Here is a 24,558-nt window from a genome sequence, read left to right as displayed (position 1 = left end):
TTAAGGAGGCGAGAGTGATGTTTGAAAAATTCCATCGAGGTGACATATATTCGGCTGATTTAAGCCCTGGTATCGGCTCTGAACAAAGTGGCTCTCGTCCTGTACTCCGCATTTTGGATGCGATCAATCAAAACTTTCCCGATATGCAGTACATCACTTCTTATGCCCGCGCTGATAGTATCACTCGGAAAAATCCGGCAGAGCTAAAGGCGCTCCGGCAAGCGGGCCTGAACCATCTTTACAGCGGAATGGAAACCGGCTCGGATCGGATACTGAAACTTATCAACAAAGGTTTTGATGCGGATACCGTTGTACGAAGCGGCTGCATGGCAAAAGATGCGGATATGATCTTGTCGGAGTTCATATTGCTGGGGATCGGCGGCAAGGAGCTGTCTGAAGAAAATGCTGCTCAAACAGCAAAGGCGTTGAACATCATCCAGCCTGATTTTATCCGTGTCCACGCCACGGGTATTAAGCCAGAGTCCAAGCTGGGCGAGTTTGTCAGGGATGGCTCGTTTACTCTGCAATCGGAGGAAGAAATCGTTATAGAGCAAAAGTTATTCTTGCAGCAGCTACATGAGATGGACAGTTACTATGTGAATGAACACATCGTCAATCTGCTTCTGGAGGTCAGGGGAAATCTGCGAACAGAGAAACAGGAAATGCTCTCTACGATTGACCGCTTTCTGACCCTGCCACCGGATGAAAGGCTTTTGTTTACTGTCGGCAGGCGGCTCAATATCTTCTTCCGCTTGGATGATCTGAAAAAGCCGAAGCTGTATCAAAAGGCCGGGGAAAGCCTGCAACAGATTTTAAGTAAGAATCCCCATGTTGACTTTGCCGCGCTGTGCAATTACGTCCGGCAGTCACAAATTTAGAGCAGAAAATATAAGCTGGGCATAGCCGCTTTTCGTCAGCTATGCCAGCATTTTATTTGCGGCTTTGACAGCATGGCGTCTGCACATCCAGGCCACCCAGATAGCTGTTTCCCCACTGGCACATCGCGTCCAGAATGGGTACGATGCTCTGTCCAAATGAAGTAAGGGAATATACCGTCTTGGGCGGCTTTTCTGGAATCACTTCACGATGAATCATTCCGTTGTTTTCCAAATCGTGAAGCTGCTGCGAAAGCATCTTTGGTGTGGCGTTTGGAATCAACCGCTGCAACTCCATATAGTGTAATGGATGGTCGATCAGATGCCAGAGAATCAACGGCTTATACTTGCCGCCGATCAAAGAAAGGGTTGCCTCCACGGGGCAGTTAAACTGATTGGTTTGACATTTCATAGAATGGTTCTCCTTTCCCGCATGGTGCTATCTTTTTGGGAAGTATCTTCCGAAAAAGTGCATTCTTGCGGTTTTGTTTTCTGGTGCTACAATTAGGTCAATGGTTGATTTGATAGGTTCATAATAAAAAAACAGAAAGGATCTTGTACTATGGATTTTATTACGATTGCAAAGCAGCGTATGTCGGTACGCAATTATAAGAAAACGAAGGTGGAGCCTGAGAAGCTGGAGAAGATTCTGGAGGCTGCTCATGTAGCCCCCACCGCTGCCAACCTCCAGCCGGTTCACCTGATTGCTGTTCAGAGCGAGGAAGGTCTTGCGAAGATTGGCAAAGCGGCCAGCATCTACGAAGCGCCCCTGGCCATTATCGTCTGCGCCGACCACAATAAGGCATGGGTGCGGCCTTTTGACCAGAAGCAGACCGGCGACATTGACGCCTCTATCCTGACCGACCACATGATGCTCCAGGCCACGGAGCTGGGTCTTGGAACGGTGTGGGTATGCTACTTCGATCCCGATGTTCTGCGGCAGGAATTTGACCTCCCGGCCAACCTGGAGCCGGTCAACATCCTGGTTGTCGGCTACTCCAATGAGAAGCCCGCTGACACCAACCGCTTTGATAAAAAGCGCATCCCGATGAGACAGTTGGTTTCCTACGAAACTCTGTAATGGAATACCCGGCACAGCCCCTGCGAACGTACAGGGGCTGTGTTTTTTATCTTTCTGAAATATGGGCGTAGGTTTCTTCCAGAATCCACAGGATATGTTCATCCTGCAAGGAATAGATCACGTTTTTCCCGGCCTTGCGTGATTGCACTAACCGGACAATCCGAAGCGCACGAAGCTGGTGGGATATGGCCGATTCTGTGACCTCCATCTTTTGTGCCAGTTCGCTGACGCAGGAATCTTTCTGCATCAGATACCAAAGTATCCGCATCCGTGTGTAATCGCCCATCGCTTTGTGAAGCTCGGTTAACTGTTCCAATTCGCCGGGGCTTGGAACGGAAAAAGTTGTTTTCTCTGTTTCGTTCATGTATTTTTCTCCAATCTATAATGAAGCTGTTTGACAGACAAGAATTATGTCAGTATCATAGTCACAGGAAGGAGCTGATTTTTATGCCGCATTACAATCTGCCCCACAACCACGGACAGAATATTGAAAAAGTCTTAAATAAGATGCCCTCTGCGGAAGGGTTTAAGGATATATCATTTTTATTTCAGCAGCTTGGCGATCCGACCCGGCTGCGGATTCTATGGCTGCTGTGCCATTGTGAAGAATGTGTATGTAATCTCGCGGCGGCTGTGGATATGAGCGCCCCTGCTGTGTCACATCATCTGCGGATATTAAAAAAGAGCGGGATCATTTCAAGCCGCAGGGACGGAAAAGAAGTTTATTATTCGCTGTCGGACACGCCGCAGGCAAAGCTCCTGCATCATGCCATAGATGCGTTGTTTGAAATATCATGCCCGACTGAACAATAAGGAAATGCGCCGCAGCGTGTGAAAGTTGCGGCGCATTTCTATTGCGCTTAACCCTGATTTGTGCTGCCCGCAGGCATATCCGGCAGCTTGACCCGCATGGCGCGGATGGCATTGAGAATCGCAATAATGGAAACGCCTACATCCGCGAACACCGCCGCCCACATATTCGCATAGCCCAGCGCACCTAAAATCAGAACCAGGAATTTAACGCCCAGAGCAAACACAATGTTCTGATTTGCGATGCGAATCGTCTTACGGGCGATCTTCATAACAGCGGCAATTTTGGACGGTTCATCCGTCATAAGAACAACGTCAGCAGCTTCAATGGCAGCATCGGAACCCAATCCGCCCATAGCAATACCGACATCGGCCCGCGCCAGTACGGGAGCGTCATTGATACCGTCCCCAACAAAGGCCAGCATACCTTTTTCGCTTTTCTGCTTCAGCAGGCTTTCCACACGGTCAACCTTATCAGCCGGGAGTAGTTCGGTATAAACCTGATCCAGATGAAGCTGTCCAGCGACTTTCTTTCCAACGGCGTCTGCGTCGCCGGTCAGCATGACCGTTTTGCGGATACCGGCAGATTTCAGCAGCTTGATTGCGGCTGGAGCATCGGCCTTGATCTCGTCCTCAATGACGATACATCCTGCGTATTTCCCGTCACAGGCCAGATAGACCACGGTGCCGACAGCGGAGGACGGCGTGTACTTAATATGCTCCTTCTCCATCAGCTTGGTGTTTCCTGCCAGAATCGTTTTCCCATCAATCACGGCCTGTACGCCGTGACCGGCAATTTCCTGAACATCGGAAACCCGGCTGTTGTCGATTTTCTCTCCATAGGCGTTCTTGATCGAAAGAGAAATCGGGTGGTTGGAGTAGTCCTCAGCGTATGCGGCCAGCTCCAAAAGCTGCGCTTCCTCCATGCCGACAGGGTGGATCTCGCTGACCGCAAAGGAGCCTTTTGTCAGTGTGCCGGTCTTATCAAAGACCACGACCTCGGTATTTGCCAGGGCCTCCAGATAGTTGCTGCCCTTTACCAGAACACCGATCTTGGATGCGCCGCCGATGCCTCCGAAGAAACTAAGCGGAATGGAAATGACCAGCGCACAGGGGCAGGAAATCACCAGGAAGGTCAAGGCCCGGTAAATCCAAGTGCTGAATGGCTGCTGGGTAATCAGCGGCGGCAGGATCGCCAGCGCCAGAGCAGCGAATACCACTACCGGGGTATAATACCTGGCAAAGCGCGTGATGAAATTCTCAATACGGCCCTTCTTATCGCTTGCGTTTTCTACAAGGTCAAGGATTTTGGCTACGGTGGATTCCCCAAATTCCTTTGTGGTCTGGATGTTCAGGATACCGGTCTGGTTGATACAACCGCTGATGACCTCCATTCCCGGCTCCACCTCGCGGGGCATGGATTCTCCGGTCAGGGCCGAAGTGTCCAAGGTGGAAAAGCCTTTGAGAATCGTACCGTCCAGCGGGATGCGCTCTCCCGGTTTCACAACAATGGTTTCTCCGATCTGAACCTCATCCGGATCAACCTGAACCAGCTTTCCGTCCCTTTCGATGTTGGCATAGTCCGGGCGAATGTCCATCAGGCTTGCGATAGATTTTCTGGACTTGGACACCGCATAGGACTGGAACCATTCACCCACCTGATAAAACAGCATAACGGCAACGCCCTCGGAATGTTCGCCCAAAATGAGTGCGCCGATGGTGGCAATCGTCATCAGGAAATTTTCGTCAAACACCTGTCCATGCAGGATGTTCGTGATTGCCTTCCAGACAATATCCCAACCGACAACCACATAGCAGACGAGAAAGACCGCCATCTCCGCCAATTCAGGGAGGTGGAGCAAGCTGCCTGCAAGAAACAGCACCGCCGCCACGATAATGCGTGTGAGCAAGTGCCTTTGTTTTCGTGTCATAGTGTATTCTCCTTTCGTTGCAGCATAAAGCGTGTCACGCTTTTTCTGTCTATTGATGAAAAACACCGGCTACCGTGTGGCAGCCGGTGTCCAGCTTTTCATTATGCCTTAATAGTCACATCCGGCTCGATCTGCTTAATCAGCGCCTTTGCTTCGGCCAGAACAGCGTCAAACTGATCGTCCGGCGCTTCCAGAATCATCTTCTGACCCAGGAAGTTGACGGATACGCTGGTCACACCGTCGATCTTCTTCACGGCGTTCTGGATTTTGTCAGCACAATGGCCGCAGTCCAGGTCAAGCAGTTTAATGGTCTTTTTCATGGAGAAAGCCCCCTTTCATTTTGGTATTTGGTTGGTTTGATATGGATGAACAATTAAAAGGTTGTTTAATCGTTCATGCTGCCAGTATATTCACGAAGCCCCTCAAAGTCAATGGATTTGGGAGCGATTCTGCCCTTTGGATTGGAAAACCTGCTGATTGGATTTCCAGCAAAAACCTCATTTCTCTTTGGATAAAAAAAGCTCCACTTTGGAGCGGACAAAGGAGAAGCAGGATAAGTATAATGAAAAACGGTCAAAGACCTTGTGCGTAAACTTTATGTTCGGGGCTTTAGCATCTTTCCCCCAAGGTGCCAAACGCCCCTTTTCATAACGGTATTTAGTTCCCTACGGGGGAGGGGTACTCGCACAAATCTTCATAAGAAAGAAGGGATAATTTTGCAAAAGGAGCAATTTGACATTACGGGTATGACTTGCTCGGCCTGCTCCACCAGAGTGGAAAAGAGCGTGGCAAAGCTACCTGGCATCAAAGAAGTATCCGTCAACCTGTTAAAAAACAGCATGGTTGCTTCTTATGATGAATCCGTTTTGGATACGACGGGAATCGTCCAGGCCGTTGAAAAGGCCGGTTATGGCGCGATTCCCAAAGCCTCCGCACAAAACAAGAGCCGGACGACCACACCGGCAGCAAAACCGGAGGTCAGTACGGCACAGGCAGAATACAAGCAGATGAAACAGCGGCTGCTGCTTTCTGCCCTTTTTACGATCCCGCTGTTTTATATTTCTATGGGTCACATGATGGGGTGGCCGCTCCCCAGCTCCTTGCTGGGGATGGAAAATGCAATCAGCTTTGCATTTACCCAATTCCTGCTGCTGATCCCGGTGGTGTTTATCAACTTCAAATATTACCGGATGGGATTCAAGACCCTGTTCCACGGCTCGCCTAACATGGATTCGCTGATTGCGATAGGCTCCAGCGCCGCAATCGTTTATGGCATTTACGCCGTTTACAAAATCGGCATCGGATTCGGTCATGGGGATATGGCTACGGTTCACAGCTTTATGATGGATTTGTATTTTGAATCCGCAGGCATGATCCTGACCCTTATCACCTTGGGCAAAACCCTGGAGGCCCGCGCAAAGGGTAAGACTTCGGACGCAATCACAAAGCTGATGAATCTGGCTCCCAAAACGGCTATCGTGGAGCGGGACGGAAAAGAGCTTCAGGTGCCGGTGGAAGAAGTGCAGTTGGGCGAAACCCTGATTGTCAAGGCCGGTGAATCTGTGCCGGTAGATGGTATTGTCATAGAGGGCTTTTCCTCCGTTGATGAATCTGCCCTGACCGGCGAGAGCATCCCCGTGGAGAAGCATATCGGGGACAAAGTGATCGGTGCGACCACAAGTAAGTCCGGCTATTTCAAGATGCAGGCCACCAAGGTGGGCGATGATACCACGCTGGCACAGATTGTCCGGCTGGTGGATGAAGCGACCAGCTCCAAGGCCCCTATTGCGAAACTGGCTGATAAGGTCAGCGGCGTGTTTGTGCCGGTAGTTATCAGCATCGCGCTGATCGCGGTTGTTGTCTGGCTGCTGTTGGGATATGGCTTTGAATTTGCCCTGTCTATCGGCATTTCCGTTCTGGTCATTTCCTGCCCCTGTGCGCTGGGCCTTGCAACGCCTACGGCCATTATGGTCGGAACCGGAAAGGGCGCAAGCAACGGTATCCTGATTAAATCGGCGGAGGCCCTGGAAACGGCCCATAGCATTGATACGGTTGTGCTGGATAAGACCGGCACAATTACTCAGGGCACGCCCGTAGTGACAAATATGCTCTGCAAAGAGGGCGTTCCACAAAAGGAGCTGCTGCAAATCGCCGCTTCGCTGGAAAAAATGTCCGAGCATCCGCTGGCGGACGCGATTGTGGCGGAGGCCGAAAAAGCAGACCTTTCCTTCCTTCCGGTGGACGGTTTCAAGCAGATTCCCGGTCAGGGCCTTGTGGGGCAGATTGGAAACGAAACGTGCCTTGCCGGAAACCGCCGACTGATGGCAGCAAATGGCATCAATGGCGGCGCACTCCTTCAGTTGGGTGAGAAAATGGCCGTTGACGGGAAAACACCTCTGTTCTTTGCCCGTGGTGGTCAGTTTATTGGTGTTATTGCCGTGGCGGATGTAGTCAAGCCCACCAGCAAGCAGGCCATAGCGGAATTGACCGGCATGGGCATTGAGGTGGTCATGCTGACCGGCGACAATGCAAAGACCGCAGAAGCGATTCGGCGTCAGGTCGGCGTGGATCGTGTTGTGGCAGAGGTATTCCCCCAGGATAAGGAGAAGGAGATCCGCCGTTTGCAGAGCGCCGGGAAGAAAGTGGCGATGGTCGGTGACGGTATCAACGATGCTCCGGCCCTTGCCAGAGCGGACGTTGGTATCGCTATCGGAGCCGGAACGGATGTGGCGATTGAGTCAGCGGATATTGTTTTGATGAAAAGCGATCTGCTGGATGTGTCTACGGCAATCCAGCTTAGTAAGGCGGTTATCCGCAACATCAAGCAAAATCTGTTTTGGGCGTTTATCTACAACATCATCGGTATCCCGGTGGCGGCAGGCGTGTTCTATCTGCCCTTTGCGTTGAAGCTGAACCCCATGATCGGCGCTTTTGCTATGAGCTTTAGTTCGGTATTCGTGGTATCCAATGCCCTGCGTCTGCGGTGGTTCAAGGCGAAGCATCAGGCCAATACAGAACTGGATTCAGACCCTATGTACGAACAGACAACAGTAAAAGAAGAACGAAAAGGAGCAATTCACATGGAAAAAGTATTGAACATCGAAGGTATGGTTTGCGGAATGTGTGTGAAACACGTTGATAAGGCGCTGCGGGACATCCAGGGCATCAAGGATGTGGCCGTTCACCTGGAGAGCAAGTCGGCCCAGGTGCAGCTTGACCAGGATGTGCCGGATGCTGTGTTGAAAGCTGCTATCGAGGACGCTGGCTATCAGCTCGTCAGTATCCAGTAACGGGCCGTTTATGAAGGCCAAGAAAGGCGATATTGTTCACAAGCTAAAAATCGCCAGAGGACAAATTGACGGTATCCTGCAAATGGTTGAGGAAAATCGCTATTGCGTGGATATTTCCAATCAGCTTCTTGCTACACAGGCGTTATTAAAAAGCGCCAATCAGCAGATTTTGCAAGCCCATATACGAAGCTGCGTCCGGGAGGCCCTGCAAACGGACGCCGTAAATCCAAAACTTGAGGAAGCCCTGAAACTACTGGAAAAAATGATACAGTAACAACGGGAGCGGAAAGGGCCTTATGTCCTTTCCGCTCCTAAATTCGTTTCAGATTGGATTGTAAATCCTGCGGTTGGGAGCGTACAAAGAAGCCCGGATTTTATATACTTTAAGTGGTTAGTTAGATATGGCTAATCCAGCAAGGCACGTCACTGGCGCGCTTTGCTGGATACCTCGAAATTAAAATAGACCAGGAGGAATAGAGTGATGAAACAGGCACTTGACACAAGAACAAAGCTCTTAACAAAAAGCCCCTGGCCGCTGATGATTGAACTTAGCATCCCTGCGGTTCTTGGCATGGTGGTCGTTGGGCTTTATAACATGATGGATTCCATCTTTGTCGGCCAGATGGTCGGTGACGTGCAGATGGGAGCCATATCGGTATCCTATCCCTTGACGCTTATCAATGCCGGTTCAGCGGCCATGCTGGGCGTGGGTTCTGCATCGGTACTGTCCCGCGCTATCGGCAAGAAGGATGAAAACACAATTAAGAAGATCATGGGCAACCTGGTTGCTATGGTTCTTCTGCTGTCCGTTATCTATACAGTGGTAGGCATGGTGTTCACCCGCCAGCTTTTGTCCCTGACCGGAGCCAGCGACAACATTTTGAATTATGCGGAAAAATATTTACGGATTATCTTTGCCGGTTCCTTGTTTGTAAACTTTTTTCAAAGTGCAAACATGGTCATTCGCGGAGAAGGCCAGCTTAAAAAGGCAATGACGATTATTGCCAGCGGCGCTATTTTGAATATCATTCTTGACCCTATTTTTATCAGTATCCTGAATCCCTACGGTATGGGCATTGAGGCGGCTGCTTATGCAACGATTTTCTCCCAGTTTGTCCAGGCTGCAATTACGCTGTGGTATTTCAAGAAAAAAAGTCCTCATGTGAAGATTGGGCGCATCCGCATTGACGGAGAACTGCTTCCCCAGGTTCTTTCTGTCGGGGTATCTGCTCTGTTGATGCAGATTCTGACCTTGGTACAGCAGACAGTGATCTATCGTGTGGCATCGAACTATGGCGGGGAAACTTCACAGCTTCTTTTAGGTGCGGCGCTCCGCTTCTGGAATTTCTCTTTCGTTCCTCTGTGGGGGATCAGTCAGGGATTCCAGCCTGCCGCCGGTACAAACTATGGTGCAAAGGACTATGACCGGGTAAAGACGCTGACCAGGGTTTTTATTACTGCTGCAACGCTGCTGTCGCTGGTGTTCTATATTCCTGCCGAGCTGTTTCCAGAGAAGATTTTATCCATGTTCCTGACAACGCCGGGTATCGCGGCATCGGGTGCAACCAACTTCCGTATCATGTTCAGCACTTATGTCCTGCAAGGCAGCTTTATGATTGCCGTAACCCTGTTCCAGTCTTTGGGCAAGGCGAAAAAGGCAACTTGGCTGGTGCTGTTCCGCCAGATTATTCTGTTTATTCCTCTCTGCGTGGTTCTTCCGATGATCGGCGGCATGGGTATTCGTGGCGTATGGCTGGCGATTGCTCTGACAGATGCAATTCTGGTGGTTATTACCGTTTCTATGATGCTTTATGAGTTTGGCAAGCTGCCGGAGACTTCTTCCGTAAATCGGTGAGGAGGGAGCGTTCATGTATCTTTGCGATGGAAAAATAGGAAATGAATATAAAGTTGAGGATATTGATCTGCCTGTCAATATAGAAAAGCGTTTGGAGGCCCTTGGGATGACCCGTGGAACCTCTATCGCTGTTCTGAACAGCAAAAGTCGGGGTGTCCTGATTGTGAAAGTCAGGGGAACACGCTTTGCACTTGGGCGCAATATCACAAAGAATATTTTAGTGGGGTAAATTCCGATGAGAGAAAATTTGACTATCGGCTTCATCGGAAATCCGAACTGCGGAAAGACAACACTTTTCAATGCTTACACCGGTGCAAATCTGAAAGTGGCAAACTGGCCAGGTGTAACCGTTGAGAAAGTAGAGGGTGCCATTAAAGACCATGATCTGAATATTCGACTGGTCGATCTTCCTGGCACTTACAGCCTGACCTCCTACACAATGGAAGAACAGGTATCCAGACAGTTTATACTAAGCGATGAAGTCGATGTGATTATTGATGTTGCGGACGCTTCCGCTCTGGAGCGAAACCTATACTTAACTTTGCAGCTTTTGGAGCTGGGCAAGCCGGTTGTGCTGGCGCTGAACATGATGGACATTGTGGAAAAGCGCGGCATGGAGATTGACACACACAGACTGCCGGAAATGCTGGGCATCCCGGTCATTCCAGTTTCAGCCAGAAAACGGACAGGACTGGATGTGCTGCTTCATGCAGCCGCGCACCATAAAGACTGTAAAGATCCGGAGTGTCTGATTCATCATCATAAATATACTCCAAAACACCGGCACGACCACCATTCAGAATACGCAATGGTTTACAGTGATGCTATTGAGGACAAGATTGATCTTATCATGGCAGAGCTGAAGCGGAAATATCCGAACCTGTCCAATTACCGCTGGCACGCCATTAAGCTGCTGGAGCAGGATAAGGAAATCTCTGCACGTTATCCGGTCAATATGCCGGATGTGATCGACCGGAACTATGAATCCGACATTATCAATGAGAAGTATGATTTTATTGAGGAAATCATCAGGGAGATTCTGGTCAATAAGGATCGTCAAGACGCTTTGACGGAAAAGGCAGACCGTGTATTGACGCATAAGTTTTGGAGCATCCCGATTTTCCTCGTTGTCATGGCGGCGGTGTTCTTCCTGACCTTTACCATTGGCGATTGGCTGAAAGGATTCCTGGAATTAGGAATTGAGAGCCTGTCGGCATTGATAAGCGATGGACTGATTGCTGTCGGGGTCAATGAAGTGCTGCGCTCCCTGCTGGTAGACGGCATCATCGCCGGTGTGGGCGGTATCCTGACTTTCCTGCCGAACATTTTCATTCTGTTTCTGGCATTGGCTTTTCTGGAGGACAGCGGATATATGGCCCGTGTTGCGTATGTCATGGAAGGGATTATGAGCAAGCTGGGACTTTCCGGACGGGCATTTATCCCCATGATTTTGGGATTTGGCTGCACTGTTCCGGCAATCATGGCTTCACGGTCTTTGGAAAACCGGCGTGATCGTTTTAAGGTCATGTTGATTACGCCCTTTATGAGTTGCAGCGCCCGTCTGCCAATCTACATCTTGTTTGCCGAGATGTTCTTTCAGGAACGCGCCATGCTCGTGGCCTATTCCATGTACCTGATCGGCCTGGTGGTCGCTATCCTGGTAGCGGCGATCATCCATTTGATTGACCGGAGAAAATCGGAAAATTATCTGCTGATTGAGCTGCCGGAATATAAGGCCCCCAGCGCCAGAACTGTGGCAATCTATGTATGGGAAAAGGTAAAGGACTACCTTACCAAAGCAGGTACTACCATCTTTGTAGCATCTATCCTTATGTGGGTGATCCTGAACTTTGGGCCGCATGGCTATACTATGGAAATGGCAGACAGCTTCGGGTCTATCCTGGGCCATTGGCTTGTACCGATCTTTGCACCGATTGGACTGGGATTCTGGCAGATAGCGGTTGCTCTGATTGCTGGCATCTCTGCAAAAGAGGTTGTGGTGTCCAGTTGTGCCGTTCTGTTTGGGATTCCCAATATCAACTCCGGCGCGGGAATGGATACATTGGTCGGCATCCTGGGTGCAGCCGGTTTTGGACAGCTCAATGCGTTTTGCCTGATGATTTTCTGCCTGCTTTACGTTCCCTGTGCAGCGGCCCTGGCTACAATTCGCAAGGAATCCGGCAGTACAAGGTGGATGCTGTTCTCGGCCCTGTTCCAGTTGGTTGTGGCCTGGGCTGTTACTTTTGTGGTTTATCGTGTTGGACTTTTGCTGTGAGGTATGAATATGACGTTTGGAAAAGTGCTTCGTTCAGCGGCCATTTTATCAGTGGTCGCATTTGGACTTTGGATTTTGAAAAGAGGATCGGAGACCCAAAGCTAATAAGTTGTGAGTTTCCAGTCAGAAAGGAGTTTTAGATGCTTGTTACTGGTATAATCCTTATCGGGATTGTTTTCTATGCAATATGGGCTGTGCGAAAAATCCATAAGAACCGCAAAAATGGTTCTTGTTGTAGCGGCAGTTGTTCCGGTTGTGTAGGAAAGGAATATTGCAGCAAATAAAATCCCGCATATAGCCGATGTTTTCCGTTTTGGAGGGCATCGGCTTTTTCGTATATTTGCACATTCGGCAGGGCTGCACTATAATAGAATTTGCTTTCTGATTGGATTGCACATCCTGCCGATTGGAGCGGTATAAAATGAGAAAAAACTATATAATAAAAGACGCCAGGAGAATCCTGGCAGAACAAATACGAGATAACGGAATGAATACTATGAACAAAAACCCTATCACCAATGCTACGGGGTTATCTGCGATTATTCCAAAAGATAATGACGGATATTGCACCGTCTATAAAATGGACTGTGAGGATGGCCTGGGGCTTATGACAGTCTATCAGGTTTATCCCGGTATCCAGCTTATTTACAATGATTTTGAAGCAACGAGTTGTTATTGGGACGGAACCATTGATAAGAATGTGCTGGAGATCAATCATTGCCGGGAAGGGCGTGAAGGGAGCGTATTGCAAAGCGGTTCCTGCCTGTACCTCGGAGAAGGGGATCTTTCCATTCATACAATGGATAACTGTGCTTCTGAAATGGCCTTTCCTTTGAGACATTATCGCGGAATCTCAGTAGTGCTTGATCTGGAGCTGGTTTCTCAAAATCCGCCTGGAATCCTCGCCGAGAGCGGTATTGGTATTGCAGATTTCAAAAACAAATTTTGTGCCGATGGCTCATGCTTTGTCATGCGGGCCAAGGATGAGATTGAGCATATCTTTTCTGAACTGTATTCCGTACCGGATCGCCTGCAAAAGCCATACTTCATGCTGAAGGTGCAGGAGCTTCTCTTATTCTTGTGTATGGTGGATGTAAATAAAGAAAAGCAGCGAGAGTTATATACTTCTCCCCAGGTGGAGATTGTACGGGACATTCACAAGCGGCTTATCTCCAACTTGCAGGAACGGCCAACGATTGAGGAACTTTCCAAAGAGTATCTTATCAATACGGCAACCTTAAAGGATACGTTCAAGGGAGTTTATGGACAGCCCATTGGAACCTATATGAAAGTGTACCGCATGAAACAGGCCGCTGCTCTGCTTCGTCAGACGCAGGCAACCATAGCAGAAATTGCCAGCCAGGTTGGATATGAGAATCAGAGTAAATTTGCAACAGCATTTCGAGATGTCATGAAGATTGCACCGGCTGAATACCGGAAACAAAATAGTGGCGATTGATTGGGCTAGGAAAAATTACGTCTACTGCCGGAGGCAAAATAAAACCAGCAGAAACAAATTGCATTTTGCCCTGCTGGTTTTATTCATAATTTTGCGGATCGGAGGATTTGTAACGTCGGCTGATAAACTGCTCCGCCATATAATCCAGTGTTTTCAAGATAATCTGCCGCTCATCCTCGGTACAGGCCAGAAACTTTCCCATGAAATGCTGTACTTGCTTTTCCTGTTCCGAAGCGTCAGGATAAAACAGCTCATTAGCAGAAATGCCTAATCGCTTGACGAATCTTGTCAGTACAGATGAAGAACCGCATTATGGAAAATATGGAATGCTACGGAGAACATATCTGAAAGAGCATCGTCCGGCAATGTATTCACTGTATATGTTGGAAGACAGACTGACAGAACATCTGAATACTGTGGACGATGAAGCACAGGAGAGAATGGATATTCTGGTGCGTCAGATGATGGAGAGGCAGGGCATTACGGAAGAATTGAAAGTTTGTGATCAGATGGAATGGGTCAGAGCGGTAAATGGTATTCGTAATATGGCAGAAGAGATTGTGTTAAAAGAATTGGTGTATATTTAAAGTGTGGAAAGCTCCTTCGGGAGTTTTTTGCTGTTTATAAGATAAATTCTGTCGGAGGTTTTGATTTAATAACCGTAGCAGGAATTCCCTCACCTCTATAGGGACGCCACTGAAAAAGTCTTTATTTTGCATAAAGCAGTACAATATAAAGTGTTTTTATTTGTTTTAATCTACTATATAATGTGTATAAAAATAGTTTTTCAGTGGCGTCCTATAGGTGATGGGATGAATTGCACATTCGAGCATGTCTGCTCAAATTCATAAAAAATCGCAAAAACACTTGTTCTGATACAATAAATATATTATAATAGAAAAAAAAGAACAATATGCTCTTGGAATTTGGACGGTCGAAATAAGCAATAAGTGAGTGTACATAATGAGTTTAGATAATAATTCTCATTCAGTGTTTTTGTTTGATTCTGGTTATGAAATATAGCAGAAAGATGCTGGACGATAAGATGTCAGAGAGAACAAAAGAAATCTTTGAAATATAGCACCTGTTGAAACAATCCATCAGTATATAGAGAGTCAGGGTGAGAAAGATAAACCGGGCAGTAAAAATAAGGATCTATCCAAATAAAGAACAGATAACCCAGATAGAGAAGACGATCGGCTGCAGTCGTTTTCTCTATAACCGGATGCTTGCGGATAAGATCCGTCATTATCAGGAAGAAAAAAAGATGCTGAAAAATACGCCGGCCGGATATAAAAAAGAATATCCATGGCTGAAAGAGGTAGATTCTCTTGCGCTGGCGAATGTACAGTTAAATCTGGAAGGGGCTTTCCGGAAATTTTTCCGGGAACCGGGAGTGGGATTTCCGCATTATAAATCAAAAAAACATTCGCGGAAATCCTATACAACGAATATGGTAAATGGGAATATCTGTCTGCAGGACAGGTTCCTGAAACTGCCAAAGATGCAGCCGGTAAAAATAAAACTCCACCGTATGATCCAGGAGGGATGGAAGCTGAAATCAGTGACTGTGAGCAGGGAACCGTCCGGAAAATATTTTGCCAGCCTGCTGTTCGACTGTGAAAACCAAACAGTGGAGAAAAGACAGGCGGAAAAATTCCTGGGGATGGATTTTGCCATGCATGGGATGTGTGTATTTTCTACCGGTGAAAGAGCCGGATATCCCATGTTTTACCGGAATGCAGAGAAAAAACTTGCCCGGGAACAGAGAAAACTTTCCAGATGTGAAAAGGGCAGCCGTAACTATCAGAAACAGAAGAAAAAGGTTGCATTATCTCATGAAAAGATAAAGAACCAGAGGAAGGATTTCCAGCATAAGCTCAGCCACAGCCTTGCAGAAGACTATGACGCGGTATGTGTGGAGGATCTGAACCTGAAGGGGATAGCCGGAGGCCTGCATTTCGGAAAAGGGATACAGGATAACGGATACGGTCAGTTCCTTTCCATGCTTGGATATAAGCTGGAAGAACGTGGAAAATATCTGATAAAAGTAGACAGATATTTTGCATCCAGCAAGATATGCAGTGTATGCGGGCATAAAAAGAAAGAGCTGGCATTATCAGAACGGACATACCTGTGCGAATGTGGAAACCGGATGGACCGGGATGTGAATGCGGCGGTCAATATTCTGGAAGAAGGAAAAAGAATATATAAAAAATGTGCATAATAGCACAGAAAAGATCCGTAACCGGATAAAAAAGAACCGCGGGACACGCGGGGATAGCCTGTTTTAGCTTTGCCCTGAAGGGCAATTGAGCAGGAAGCTCCCACTTCAAAATCTGTAAGATTTAAGTGGCGAGAGCATGTCACTATTCAAGAGTTTGTTTTTTCCTTTTTGAGAATGGAACAGATGAGGTACAGTTTGTACTGGTTTTCAAGCTTTCCAGATTCGGTCGTAATGCGGCAGATGTTTTAAATTCTTTGCAGAGGATGCAGGATTTTGGAGTGAATCTGATCTGTGTAGAAGATGGGATTGACAGCTCAAAAGATAGTGGAAAGCTGATGATTTCTGTCTTGTCTGCGGTGGCAGAGATTGAACGGGAGAATATCCTTGTTCAGACAATGGAGGGACGTAAGCAGAAAGCCAGGGAAGGAAAATGGAATGGTGGATTTGCTCCGTATGGTTATGAATTAGTAAATGGAGAATTGCAGATTGCAGAGGACGAAGCAGAGATTATTCGTCTGACCTATGACAAATTTATTCATACCAATATGGGAATCTCTGCGATTGCTGCATGGCTGAACCAGCATGGATATAAAAAGAAAAAACGACAGAATAATACACTGGACGCATTTGCCGCATCATTTATAAAAGGCGTTCTGGATAATCCGGTATACTGTGGAAAGCTGGCTTATGGACGAAGGAAAAACGAGAAAGTTTCTGGTACAAGAAATGAATATCGCATTGTAAAGCAGGAAAATTATATGATGCACGATGGTATCCATGAAGGGATTATTTCGGAAACAGACTGGGAGCTGGCTCATCAAAAATGGGAAAAAACAGGTGTGAAATATGAAAAGACACATAGCCTCGATCATGAGCATATTTTATCCGGAATATTGAGATGTCCGTTATGTGGAAGCGGTATGTATGGAAACGTGAACCGAAAGAAAAAGAAAGACGGAACCTTATATAAGGATTATTTCTATTATGCCTGCAAACATCGTCGCCTGGTAGATGGTCATAAATGTGGATATCGTAAACAATGGAGCGAGGAGAAGATTAACAATGCAGTGGAAGAAGTTATTCGGAAGCTGGTGAAGAATCCGAAATTTGAAGAAGCAATTCTGAATAAAATCGGTTCAAGAATAGATACAGAAGAAATAGAAAAAGAGATTGAAAGACTGGAAAAACAGCACAGGCAGCTGACCGGAGCAAAAGCAAGACTTGGACAGCAGATGGACAGTCTGGATATCATGGATAAATTTTATGAGAAGAAATATCAGGATGGCGTTTTAGGATATGTTCCCGTGTACGAAAAATGGGCATTTTATTGTTATTTTGAAAAGCTGCGAGGCGTTTCAGGAAGAGCAAACTGTTGAAGTCAAAAAGTGGCTGGGAGCGTTATATTTAATTCACTTTGGCAAGGTGATATGACTGTATGGATCAAGGTTGGTTGCAGCTTCTGACTTTTATAGCCGTAATCCTTTAATATCTTTAATGCGTGATAAGATCATATTGCAACTGCAGCTGATAATGCCAGGCAGTGTATCAATGACATTGTGCAGGAAGTACTCCATTTCATCACCTGATGAAGCAACGGCATGTACATGAAGCCTGTCTCTTCCTGTGACACGGTAAATCTGTGAGACTGTATCATTTTTGTACAATATATCTGTCACCTGCGCCAGGTACTCCGGTTTTGTTTCAATTTCAAAATAGCATGATACAGCCCCACTGATTTTTTGCGGATTAATAATTGTTGTATATTCTTCGATTACGCCTCTTTTCTCCAAAGCCTGGATACGGGCTTTTACTGCCACTCTGGAAATACCGGTTTCTTCACCGATATCAGAGTAAGAGATACGTGCGTTTTCTATAAGCAGCCGGATAATCTTCTGATCCAGCTCATCTAAACCGTCCAGGTACATAAGTTCCCTCCTGTAAAATAATATAAAATAATATCCATCTGATAGCAGCTTTTTTCAATATCAAATATCATATCATTTATATTACTAAAAGTAAACAGCAGCTTGACTTATTTGCTGTAACTACATATAATTGTTGCGTAACGAAATCTTAAACTTACATTTTGAAAATACAATCGTGATTTCGGATAAAAAGCAGGAATTGATGGAGGAAAATGAGAATGTCAAAAGATGAATATTTAATCACAGATGCCCCTCTTAAAGCACTGACTGTTTTTGCAATGCCTATGATTCTGGGCAGCTTCTTTCAACAAGTATATAATATGGCTGATTCCATTATCGTAGGTCAGTTTGTGGGATCCTCTGCACTTGCGGCAGTTGGAGCCTGTGCCGCTTTGACCAATGTTTTCATCTGTGTGGCTTTGGGAGCCGGTGTAGGAGCAGGTGTACTTGTGAGCCGCTATTTTGGAGCTCAGAATTATAGCAAAATGAAAACAATTGTGTCAACATCGTTGATCAGTTTTCTGATTCTGAGTATACTTCTGGGGGTTTTTGGCTTTGTTTTTTCTCATTTTATGATGAGTTTATTACAAACACCTGCTGACATACTGGATGAAGCGGTACTGTATCTGCGTGTTTATTTTGTGGGATTTCCCTTTCTGTTTATGTACAATATCCTTTCAACGATGTTCAATTCCATCGGTGAATCGAAGATTCCGCTGGGCCTTTTGATATTTTCTTCTGTTTTGAATATTGTTATGGATCTTTGGATGGTGGCAGGTTTAGGGCTGGGTGTGTTCGGTGCCGCCCTTGCAACTCTCATTGCGCAGGGGATTTCCGCAGTGTTTTCGCTTTTGATTTTCTTTAACCGGATGCGTCGATATAAAAGCCGCTTTAACTGGTTTGACAGGCAGGAGTTACATTCCATGCTTCGTATTGCAGTACCATCGGTTCTTCAGCAATCCACAGTGTCAATTGGTATGATGATCGTACAGGCGGTTGTAAATCCCTTCGGTACACAGGCGCTGGCAGGTTATGCGGCAACCATGAGAGTAGAGAATGTTTTTTCACTGATATTTGTATCCATTGGAAATGCGGTTTCGCCCTATGTTTCCCAGAATCTTGGAGCAAAGAAAATTGAACGTATTAAAAAAGGATATCACGCTGCACTGGTGTTAGATCTGTGTTTCGCAGTCCTTGCTTTCATAGTCATTGAAACACTGCACACCCCAATTTCTTCCTTATTCCTTGGAAAAGATGGAACCGCTCTGGCATATCAGGTGTCCGGGGATTATATGAAATGGCTGGGATATTTCTTTATTTTTATGGGTATTAAGATGGCAACAGATGGAGTTCTTCGTGGACTTGGAATTATGCGGCCGTTTCTCATTGCCAATATGGTAAACCTTGCCATTCGGCTGTCAGTTGCCTTGATTTTTGCACCGCGTTATGGAATTGCATTTGTCTGGCTTGCTGTACCGGCCGGATGGCTTGCGAATTTTCTGATCTCCTATGGGGCACTTAGAAAATCATGGCCGGTTGATGAAGGAGTTTCATTCCGGTAAATTTCTCTTAAGTTTTGATGGGAAGCTGGATTTGTATGTTAAGAGGTATATTTTCGTTACTGTTCACTGGCAATATCCTGCGAAGCGTGTTGCTGTGAACAGTAACATATTTTCTTATAGACATGATATAGTATGAGTGCTATAATAAAAATAATTTTTTATGGCATTTATTGGCAAACCGGTTGAAAAGCCGGGGCGCAAAGCCAGAAGGAGCTAAAGTCAGATTGAAATCTGGCCATGCCAGCCGGTTGCATCATGCCTCAGTAATAAAAAAAGGTAAATGTTAAATGGGCATTATGGAAAAAGTTCCTGTAAAATTTTTTACAAGGAACTTTTTTTTGTCTTCAAGCGGATATTCGCAACCTCCGCAGGGGACTTACCTGATTCGGTTAAATTTGATGGAAAATAGAGAAGAACAGCAGGAATGGAGAAAAGATGAAAGGAAAAAGAGTGATTGCAGGCATTCTGCTTGTGGGAATTTTAGCAACTGCCCTGGCAGGGTGCAAAAATGCAGATGTTACTAAAAAAGAAAGAGAAAAGCCCGTTATCACCCTGGGCAGTGACAGTTATCCGCCATACAATTATCTGAATGAAGATGGAATCCCCACAGGAATTGATGTGGAACTGGCTACAGAAGCTTTCAGAAGAATGGGGTATCAGGTGGATGTTGTCCAGATCAACTGGGAGAAGAAAAAAGAACTGGTAGAAAGCGGAGAGATCGACTGTATTATGGGCTGTTTTTCCATGGAAGGACGCCTTGACGATTACCGCTGGGCAGGACCCTACATAGCAAGCCGCCAGGTAGTTGCTGTAAATGAGAGCAGTGATATCTATAAACTAAGTGATCTGGAGGGAAAGAACCTTGCCGTCCAGTCCACAACCAAACCGGAAGGCATCTTTCTGAACCGGACAGATGAAAGGATCCCCAAACTGGGCAATCTGATCAGTCTTGGGCACAGGGAACTAATCTATACCTTTCTGGGAAAAGGATATGTAGATGCAGTTGCTGCACATGAGGAATCCATTGTCCAGTACATGAAGGATTATGATGCAAGCTTCCGTATCCTGGAAGATCCGCTGATGGTGGTCGGGATAGGTGTTGCTTTTGCAAAAGAGGATGACAGAGGAATTTGTGAGCAGATGGATCAGACGCTGGAAGAAATGCGTCAGGATGGCACATCCCTGAAAATCATTAAAAAATATCTGGATGATCCCCAGAAGTATCTGGAGGTGGATAATCTTGGATATTAGGAGAAGAATAAAAGTAAAGCGATTCTGGATATTCGGCATTCTGCTTGGAATCTGTGTGACTGCAGCTTCCCTGTATTACTTTTTTCAGGCAGAGAAAAAGGAAGCAGAGAACAGGATGGTGAAAACTGTAAACTATGTCAAAGTGCAGTGTTCCACCTACACCCATTATAATGAAGCTTCGGAATCTAAAAGTCTCCTCCGCGCCATTGAAAGTGCCAGACAGATGAGTACGAATATCGACATGGAAACAGAAAACGGCTGCCGGTTAAGCCAGGAGTTTCTGAAAGAAAATCTGCAGACCCTCTGGGTGGATGGTATCCTTGTGCTGGATGCAGAGGGAAAGACAGTCTGCAAATACAGCATGGATGAGGCTCTGACCAATGAGATCACAGATTATCTGCAAAAAGACATTATCATGGATTTTACCGGATATGAAGAAAGATCTTATTCGGAACGGATTGACCGAGAAGACGGATCACGTATCGACATTGCAGCCTGTGCCAGAAAAGATGCACCAGGTATGGTTGCAATTTATTATTACACATCTCCGGAATTTGTCAGAAATTATACCCTGACAATACAGAACCTTTTAAATGGCTATAGCACTCAGAAAGATGGAACGATTATTGTTGCAGATAAGGGAACCATCGTTGCCAGCAACGATGAAAGCCTGCTGGGACAGGATACTGCCGGCAATCAGGTTGTCCAGGCAATGAAAGAGCATACAGACAGTCAGCATATTTTTCATTTAAAAAATGAAGGAACCAGATGTTATGGAATCATGCTGAAGCAGCGGGATTATTATATTTATGCCTATCTTCCGGATACGGAAGTATTCCGTAACCTGCCGCTAAGTGTAACAGCTGTCGTTTTTCTTTATTTACTCATATTCGGTATATTCTGCTTCTGGGGTTACAGAGCGGATCTGGCACACCGGAAACAGGAACAGGAAAAAGATGAAAAATATAAAGCAGAACTTCTGAGAACAGCAAAAAAAGCAGAAGCAGCCAATGAGGCAAAAACCGAGTTTCTGCAGCGAATGAGCCATGATATCCGGACACCGATCAATGGAATCTGCGGCATGATCAATGTGGCAGACTATTATGCAGACAATATGGAGAAACAGACGGAATGCAGGGCAAAGATCAAAGAGGCATCTCATCTGTTGCTGGAACTGATAAACGAGGTTCTGGACATGAGCAAGCTGGAGTCAGATGAAGTGGTTCTGGAAGAAATCCCATTTAATCTGAACAGTATTTCTGAGGAAATACTGGGTGTGATCGAACATATGGCTACAGAGCAGAATATCCGGATCATTTGGGAAGAGAAAGAAGTTACACACTGGAATCTTATTGGAAGTCCGGTGCATGTGAAACGGATTCTAATGAATATTTTGTCTAATGCGGTGAAATATAACAAAGAAAACGGATATGTCTATATCAGCTGTCGGGAAATCCCATCGAAACAGACAGCAATGACCACATTGGAATTTGTCTGCAGAGACACCGGAATTGGAATGACAGAGGCATTCCAGAAACGCATTTTTGAACCATTTGCACAGGAACATGCAGGAAGCCGCACAAAATTCGCCGGAACAGGGCTGGGAATGCCAATCACAAAAAAACTGGTGGAAAAAATGAGCGGAACCATTTCCTTTGAAAGTAAAGAAGGCACAGGGACTACATTTGTGATCCGGATTCCATTCCGGATTGACACAGATATGAAGGACAGGACTGAAGCTGAAGAAAAAACGGAAACTTCTATCCATGGACTCCATGTTCTTCTGACAGAGGATAATGAGCTGAATATGGAGATTGCAGAATTTGTGCTTCAGAATGAAGGCGCTGTGGTGACAAAAGCATGGAATGGACAGAAGGCTGTTGACATATTCAGAAAAAACAGACCTGGAGAATTTGATGCTATTCTTATGGATATTATGATGCCTGTCATGAATGGATATGAAGCAGCAAAGATGATCCGCTCTCTGGACAGAGAGGATGCAAAAGTGATACCGATCATTGCCATGACAGCAAACGCGTTCACTGAGGACAAAATGAGAGCAAAGGAAGCAGGAATGGATGAACATATTGCCAAGCCTGTTGATGGGAAATTATTAGTAAAAGTGATCAATGAGTTAGTAAAACGCGATCAGAGGGAGAAGTTATAATGAAAAAGAAAAAATGGAACAAGTTAGTTTCTGTGCTTTTGGCGATGGTGACAGCCGTATCACTTCTGTCTGGCTGCGGCGGGAAAAGTGCGGAAAAAGAAGATGCAGAAACCATCACAGTGTATTTATGGAGCACAAAGCTGTATGAAAAATATGCGCCATACATCCAGGAACAGCTTCCGGATATCAACGTTGAATTTGTAGTAGGCAATAATGATCTGGATTTCTATCGTTTTCTGAATGAAAACGGCGGATTGCCGGATATTATAACCTGCTGCAGGTTTTCCCTCCATGATGCAAGCCCCCTGAAGGACAGTCTGATGGATCTTTCCACAACCAATGCTGCAGGTGCTGTCTATGATACCTACCTTAACAATTTCAAAAATCAGGATGGCAGCGTAAACTGGCTTCCTGTGTGTGCAGATGCCCATGGCTTTGTAGTGAACAAAGATCTTTTTGAAAAGTATGATATTCCTCTTCCAACGGATTATGAAAGCTTCGTTTCTGCCTGCCAGGCATTTGATGAGGTGGGTATCCGTGGGTTTACTGCAGACTATTACTATGATTATACCTGTATGGAAACACTGCAGGGTCTGTCTGCATCAGAGCTGTCTTCTGGGGATGGACGTAAGTGGCGTACCATCTACAGTGACCCGGACAATACAAAGAGAGAAGGTCTGGACAGTATTGTCTGGCCGGAGGCTTTTGAACGTATGGAGCAGTTTATTCAGGATACAGGGCTGAGCCAGGATGATCTGGATATGAATTATGATGATGTGGTTGAGATGTACAAAAGTGGTAAGCTTGCCATGTATTTCGGCAGTTCTGCCGGTGTAAAAATGTTCCAGGATCAGGGCATTAACACAACATTCCTGCCATTCTTTCAGCAGAACGGCGAAAAGTGGCTGATGACTACACCATATTTCCAGATAGCTTTAAACCGTGACCTGACAAAGGATGAAACACGTCGGCAGAAAGCAATGAAGGTACTGAACACAATGCTTTCAGAGGATGCGCAGAACCGGATCATTTATGATGGGCAGGATCTGTTAAGCTATAGCCAGGATGTGGATTTCCGGCTTACGGAATATCTGAAGGATGTGAAACCTGTGATCGAAGAAAACCATATGTATATCCGTATTGCGTCAAATGACTTTTTTTCCATTTCCAGGGATGTGGTGTCTAAGATGATCTCAGGAGAATATAATGCAGAGCAGGCTTATCAGTCATTTAATTCCCAGCTTCTTGAAGAAAAATCCACTTCTGAGGATATTGTGTTGGATTCAAAGAAAACTTATTCCAATCGTTTCCATACCAGCGGAGGCAATGAAGCCTATTCTGTTATGGCAAACACTTTGCGTGGTATTTATGGGACGGATGTGCTGATTGCAACAGGAAACAGCTTTACAGGAAATGTACTGAAGGCCGGTTATACAGAAAAAATGGCAGGCAACATGATTATGCCAAACGAGCTTTCCGCTTACAGCAGTGAGATGAGCGGGGCAGAACTGAAGGAAACGGTCAGAAACTTCGTAGAAGGCTACCAGGGAGGCTTTATCCCCTTTAACCGTGGCTCTCTGCCTGTGTTCAGTGGTATTTCTGTAGAAATCAGGGAAACGGATAATGGTTATACATTGAGTAAAGTTTCAAAGAATGGAAAACAGATTCAGGACAAGGATACTTTTACTGTGACCTGCCTTGCAGCACCACAATATATGGAAGCTTATCCGGCAGAGGAAAATATTGTATTTGATGGAGGGGATACCTCTGTGGAAGATACCTGGACAACATATGTTTCAGATGGTAATGCCATTCTTGCAGAGCCTGAAGACTACATTACTCTGAGGTGA

General features: G+C 46.0%; 23 protein-coding genes, 1 pseudogene and 1 riboswitch. Of the genes and pseudogenes, 18 read left to right on the top strand and 6 right to left on the bottom strand.

The annotated features are described in order from the left end of the window. Nucleotides 1-17: 17 nt before the first annotated feature. Nucleotides 18-878, top strand: coding sequence for a hypothetical protein (locus tag NQ550_RS22960; protein ID WP_025580739.1), 861 nt, complete (start codon nucleotides 18-20; stop codon nucleotides 876-878). A gap of 52 nt (nucleotides 879-930) precedes the next feature. On the opposite strand, the gene NQ550_RS16515 is transcribed toward NQ550_RS22960, so the two are convergent. Next, nucleotides 931-1,287 carry a winged helix-turn-helix transcriptional regulator gene (locus NQ550_RS16515; protein WP_025580740.1) on the bottom strand — a complete coding sequence of 119 codons (357 nt, stop codon included), beginning with the start codon at nucleotides 1,285-1,287 and terminating at the stop codon, nucleotides 931-933. Nucleotides 1,288-1,437: 150 nt separating this feature from the next. On the opposite strand from NQ550_RS16515, the gene NQ550_RS16510 reads away from it, so the two are divergent. Further along, nucleotides 1,438-1,956: a nitroreductase family protein gene (locus NQ550_RS16510; RefSeq protein WP_025580741.1), complete on the top strand. Its 519-nt coding sequence runs from the start codon at nucleotides 1,438-1,440 to the stop codon at nucleotides 1,954-1,956. Nucleotides 1,957-2,002: 46 nt separating this feature from the next. On the opposite strand, the gene NQ550_RS16505 is transcribed toward NQ550_RS16510, so the two are convergent. After that, entirely contained in the window at nucleotides 2,003-2,320 is a 318-nt protein-coding gene (locus NQ550_RS16505; RefSeq protein WP_025580742.1) for an ArsR/SmtB family transcription factor, read from the bottom strand. An 83-nt stretch (nucleotides 2,321-2,403) separates the two neighbouring features. On the opposite strand from NQ550_RS16505, the gene NQ550_RS16500 reads away from it, so the two are divergent. Beyond that, nucleotides 2,404-2,769 carry an ArsR/SmtB family transcription factor gene (locus NQ550_RS16500; RefSeq protein WP_005342296.1) on the top strand — a complete coding sequence of 122 codons (366 nt, stop codon included), beginning with the start codon at nucleotides 2,404-2,406 and terminating at the stop codon, nucleotides 2,767-2,769. Nucleotides 2,770-2,816: 47 nt separating this feature from the next. Here the strand turns inward: NQ550_RS16500 and NQ550_RS16495 are convergent, their stop codons facing one another. Together NQ550_RS16495 and NQ550_RS16490 are read right to left on the bottom strand one after the other, a co-directional pair. Then, entirely contained in the window at nucleotides 2,817-4,697 is a 1,881-nt protein-coding gene (locus tag NQ550_RS16495; protein ID WP_025580743.1) for a heavy metal translocating P-type ATPase, read from the bottom strand. A gap of 101 nt (nucleotides 4,698-4,798) precedes the next feature. Beyond that, entirely contained in the window at nucleotides 4,799-5,017 is a 219-nt protein-coding gene (locus tag NQ550_RS16490; protein ID WP_025580744.1) for a heavy-metal-associated domain-containing protein, read from the bottom strand. A gap of 41 nt (nucleotides 5,018-5,058) precedes the next feature. Between NQ550_RS16490 and NQ550_RS16485 the strand changes: the two genes are divergently transcribed. The 8 genes from NQ550_RS16485 (at nucleotide 5,059) to NQ550_RS16450 (ending at nucleotide 13,576) form a co-directional block, all read left to right on the top strand. Continuing rightward, nucleotides 5,059-5,289, top strand: coding sequence for a hypothetical protein (locus NQ550_RS16485; RefSeq protein ID WP_147417826.1), 231 nt, complete (start codon nucleotides 5,059-5,061; stop codon nucleotides 5,287-5,289). A gap of 124 nt (nucleotides 5,290-5,413) precedes the next feature. After that, on the top strand, nucleotides 5,414-7,987 hold the full coding sequence (locus NQ550_RS16480; protein ID WP_025580747.1) for a heavy metal translocating P-type ATPase: 2,574 nt from the start codon (nucleotides 5,414-5,416) through the stop codon (nucleotides 7,985-7,987). A 10-nt stretch (nucleotides 7,988-7,997) separates the two neighbouring features. Further along, complete coding sequence (locus tag NQ550_RS16475; RefSeq protein ID WP_025580748.1) at nucleotides 7,998-8,261, top strand: metal-sensing transcriptional repressor; 264 nt, start codon at nucleotides 7,998-8,000, stop codon at nucleotides 8,259-8,261. Nucleotides 8,262-8,468: 207 nt separating this feature from the next. Beyond that, nucleotides 8,469-9,842 carry an MATE family efflux transporter gene (locus tag NQ550_RS16470; RefSeq protein ID WP_025580749.1) on the top strand — a complete coding sequence of 458 codons (1,374 nt, stop codon included), beginning with the start codon at nucleotides 8,469-8,471 and terminating at the stop codon, nucleotides 9,840-9,842. Nucleotides 9,843-9,855: 13 nt separating this feature from the next. Continuing rightward, nucleotides 9,856-10,071, top strand: coding sequence for a FeoA family protein (locus NQ550_RS16465; RefSeq protein WP_002576189.1), 216 nt, complete (start codon nucleotides 9,856-9,858; stop codon nucleotides 10,069-10,071). A gap of 6 nt (nucleotides 10,072-10,077) precedes the next feature. Beyond that, complete coding sequence (feoB, locus tag NQ550_RS16460) at nucleotides 10,078-12,117, top strand: ferrous iron transport protein B (RefSeq protein WP_025580751.1); 2,040 nt, start codon at nucleotides 10,078-10,080, stop codon at nucleotides 12,115-12,117. Nucleotides 12,118-12,257: 140 nt separating this feature from the next. Beyond that, a complete protein-coding gene (locus NQ550_RS16455; protein WP_080637114.1) occupies nucleotides 12,258-12,401 on the top strand; it encodes a FeoB-associated Cys-rich membrane protein in 144 nt (47 codons plus the stop codon). A 137-nt stretch (nucleotides 12,402-12,538) separates the two neighbouring features. Then, entirely contained in the window at nucleotides 12,539-13,576 is a 1,038-nt protein-coding gene (locus NQ550_RS16450) for a helix-turn-helix domain-containing protein (protein WP_025580752.1), read from the top strand. A 79-nt stretch (nucleotides 13,577-13,655) separates the two neighbouring features. Here the strand turns inward: NQ550_RS16450 and NQ550_RS16445 are convergent, their stop codons facing one another. Beyond that, nucleotides 13,656-13,778, bottom strand: a complete 123-nt coding sequence (locus NQ550_RS16445; RefSeq protein WP_259838101.1) for a hypothetical protein — start codon at nucleotides 13,776-13,778, stop codon at nucleotides 13,656-13,658. A gap of 61 nt (nucleotides 13,779-13,839) precedes the next feature. Here NQ550_RS16445 and NQ550_RS16440 point away from each other — a divergent pair, with 61 nt between their 5' ends. The 3 genes and pseudogenes from NQ550_RS16440 to NQ550_RS16430 form a co-directional block, all read left to right on the top strand. After that, nucleotides 13,840-14,163, top strand: coding sequence for a TnpV protein (locus NQ550_RS16440; protein WP_044996823.1), 324 nt, complete (start codon nucleotides 13,840-13,842; stop codon nucleotides 14,161-14,163). Between the two features lie 533 nt (nucleotides 14,164-14,696). Further along, nucleotides 14,697-15,803 (top strand): RNA-guided endonuclease TnpB family protein, encoded by a 1,107-nt coding sequence (locus NQ550_RS16435; protein WP_330671063.1) that lies wholly within the window; start codon nucleotides 14,697-14,699, stop codon nucleotides 15,801-15,803. 170 nt (nucleotides 15,804-15,973) lie between these two features. Next, a pseudogene (locus NQ550_RS16430) lies at nucleotides 15,974-17,086 on the top strand (recombinase family protein); the annotation flags it as partial. A gap of 183 nt (nucleotides 17,087-17,269) precedes the next feature. On the opposite strand, the gene NQ550_RS16425 reads toward NQ550_RS16430, so the two are convergent. Beyond that, the gene (locus NQ550_RS16425; protein WP_025580635.1) at nucleotides 17,270-17,728 is read right to left on the bottom strand and encodes an Lrp/AsnC family transcriptional regulator; all 459 of its coding nucleotides are present in this window, start codon (nucleotides 17,726-17,728) and stop codon (nucleotides 17,270-17,272) included. 218 nt (nucleotides 17,729-17,946) lie between these two features. Here NQ550_RS16425 and NQ550_RS16420 point away from each other — a divergent pair, with 218 nt between their 5' ends. The 4 genes from NQ550_RS16420 to NQ550_RS16405 all read left to right on the top strand — a co-directional run bounded on the left by NQ550_RS16420 (nucleotide 17,947) and on the right by NQ550_RS16405 (nucleotide 24,558). Continuing rightward, nucleotides 17,947-19,290 (top strand): MATE family efflux transporter, encoded by a 1,344-nt coding sequence (locus NQ550_RS16420; protein ID WP_025580637.1) that lies wholly within the window; start codon nucleotides 17,947-17,949, stop codon nucleotides 19,288-19,290. Between the two features lie 162 nt (nucleotides 19,291-19,452). Further along, a riboswitch (cyclic di-GMP riboswitch) is annotated at nucleotides 19,453-19,546 on the top strand. A 179-nt stretch (nucleotides 19,547-19,725) separates the two neighbouring features. Next, entirely contained in the window at nucleotides 19,726-20,541 is an 816-nt protein-coding gene (locus NQ550_RS16415; protein ID WP_025580638.1) for a substrate-binding periplasmic protein, read from the top strand. Next, complete coding sequence (locus tag NQ550_RS16410; RefSeq protein WP_025580640.1) at nucleotides 20,525-22,708, top strand: ATP-binding protein; 2,184 nt, start codon at nucleotides 20,525-20,527, stop codon at nucleotides 22,706-22,708. Before NQ550_RS16415 ends, NQ550_RS16410 begins: the two co-directional genes overlap by 17 nt. After that, entirely contained in the window at nucleotides 22,708-24,558 is a 1,851-nt protein-coding gene (locus tag NQ550_RS16405; protein ID WP_025580641.1) for an ABC transporter substrate-binding protein, read from the top strand. The genes NQ550_RS16410 and NQ550_RS16405 overlap by 1 nt, the downstream gene beginning before the upstream one ends.

It is taken from the genome of Blautia wexlerae DSM 19850 (genome assembly GCF_025148125.1).
Classification (GTDB): domain Bacteria; phylum Bacillota; class Clostridia; order Lachnospirales; family Lachnospiraceae; genus Blautia_A; species Blautia_A wexlerae.
The sequence above is the reverse complement of the archived record's forward strand: the minus strand, read 5'-3'. Positions and strand labels throughout refer to the sequence as shown.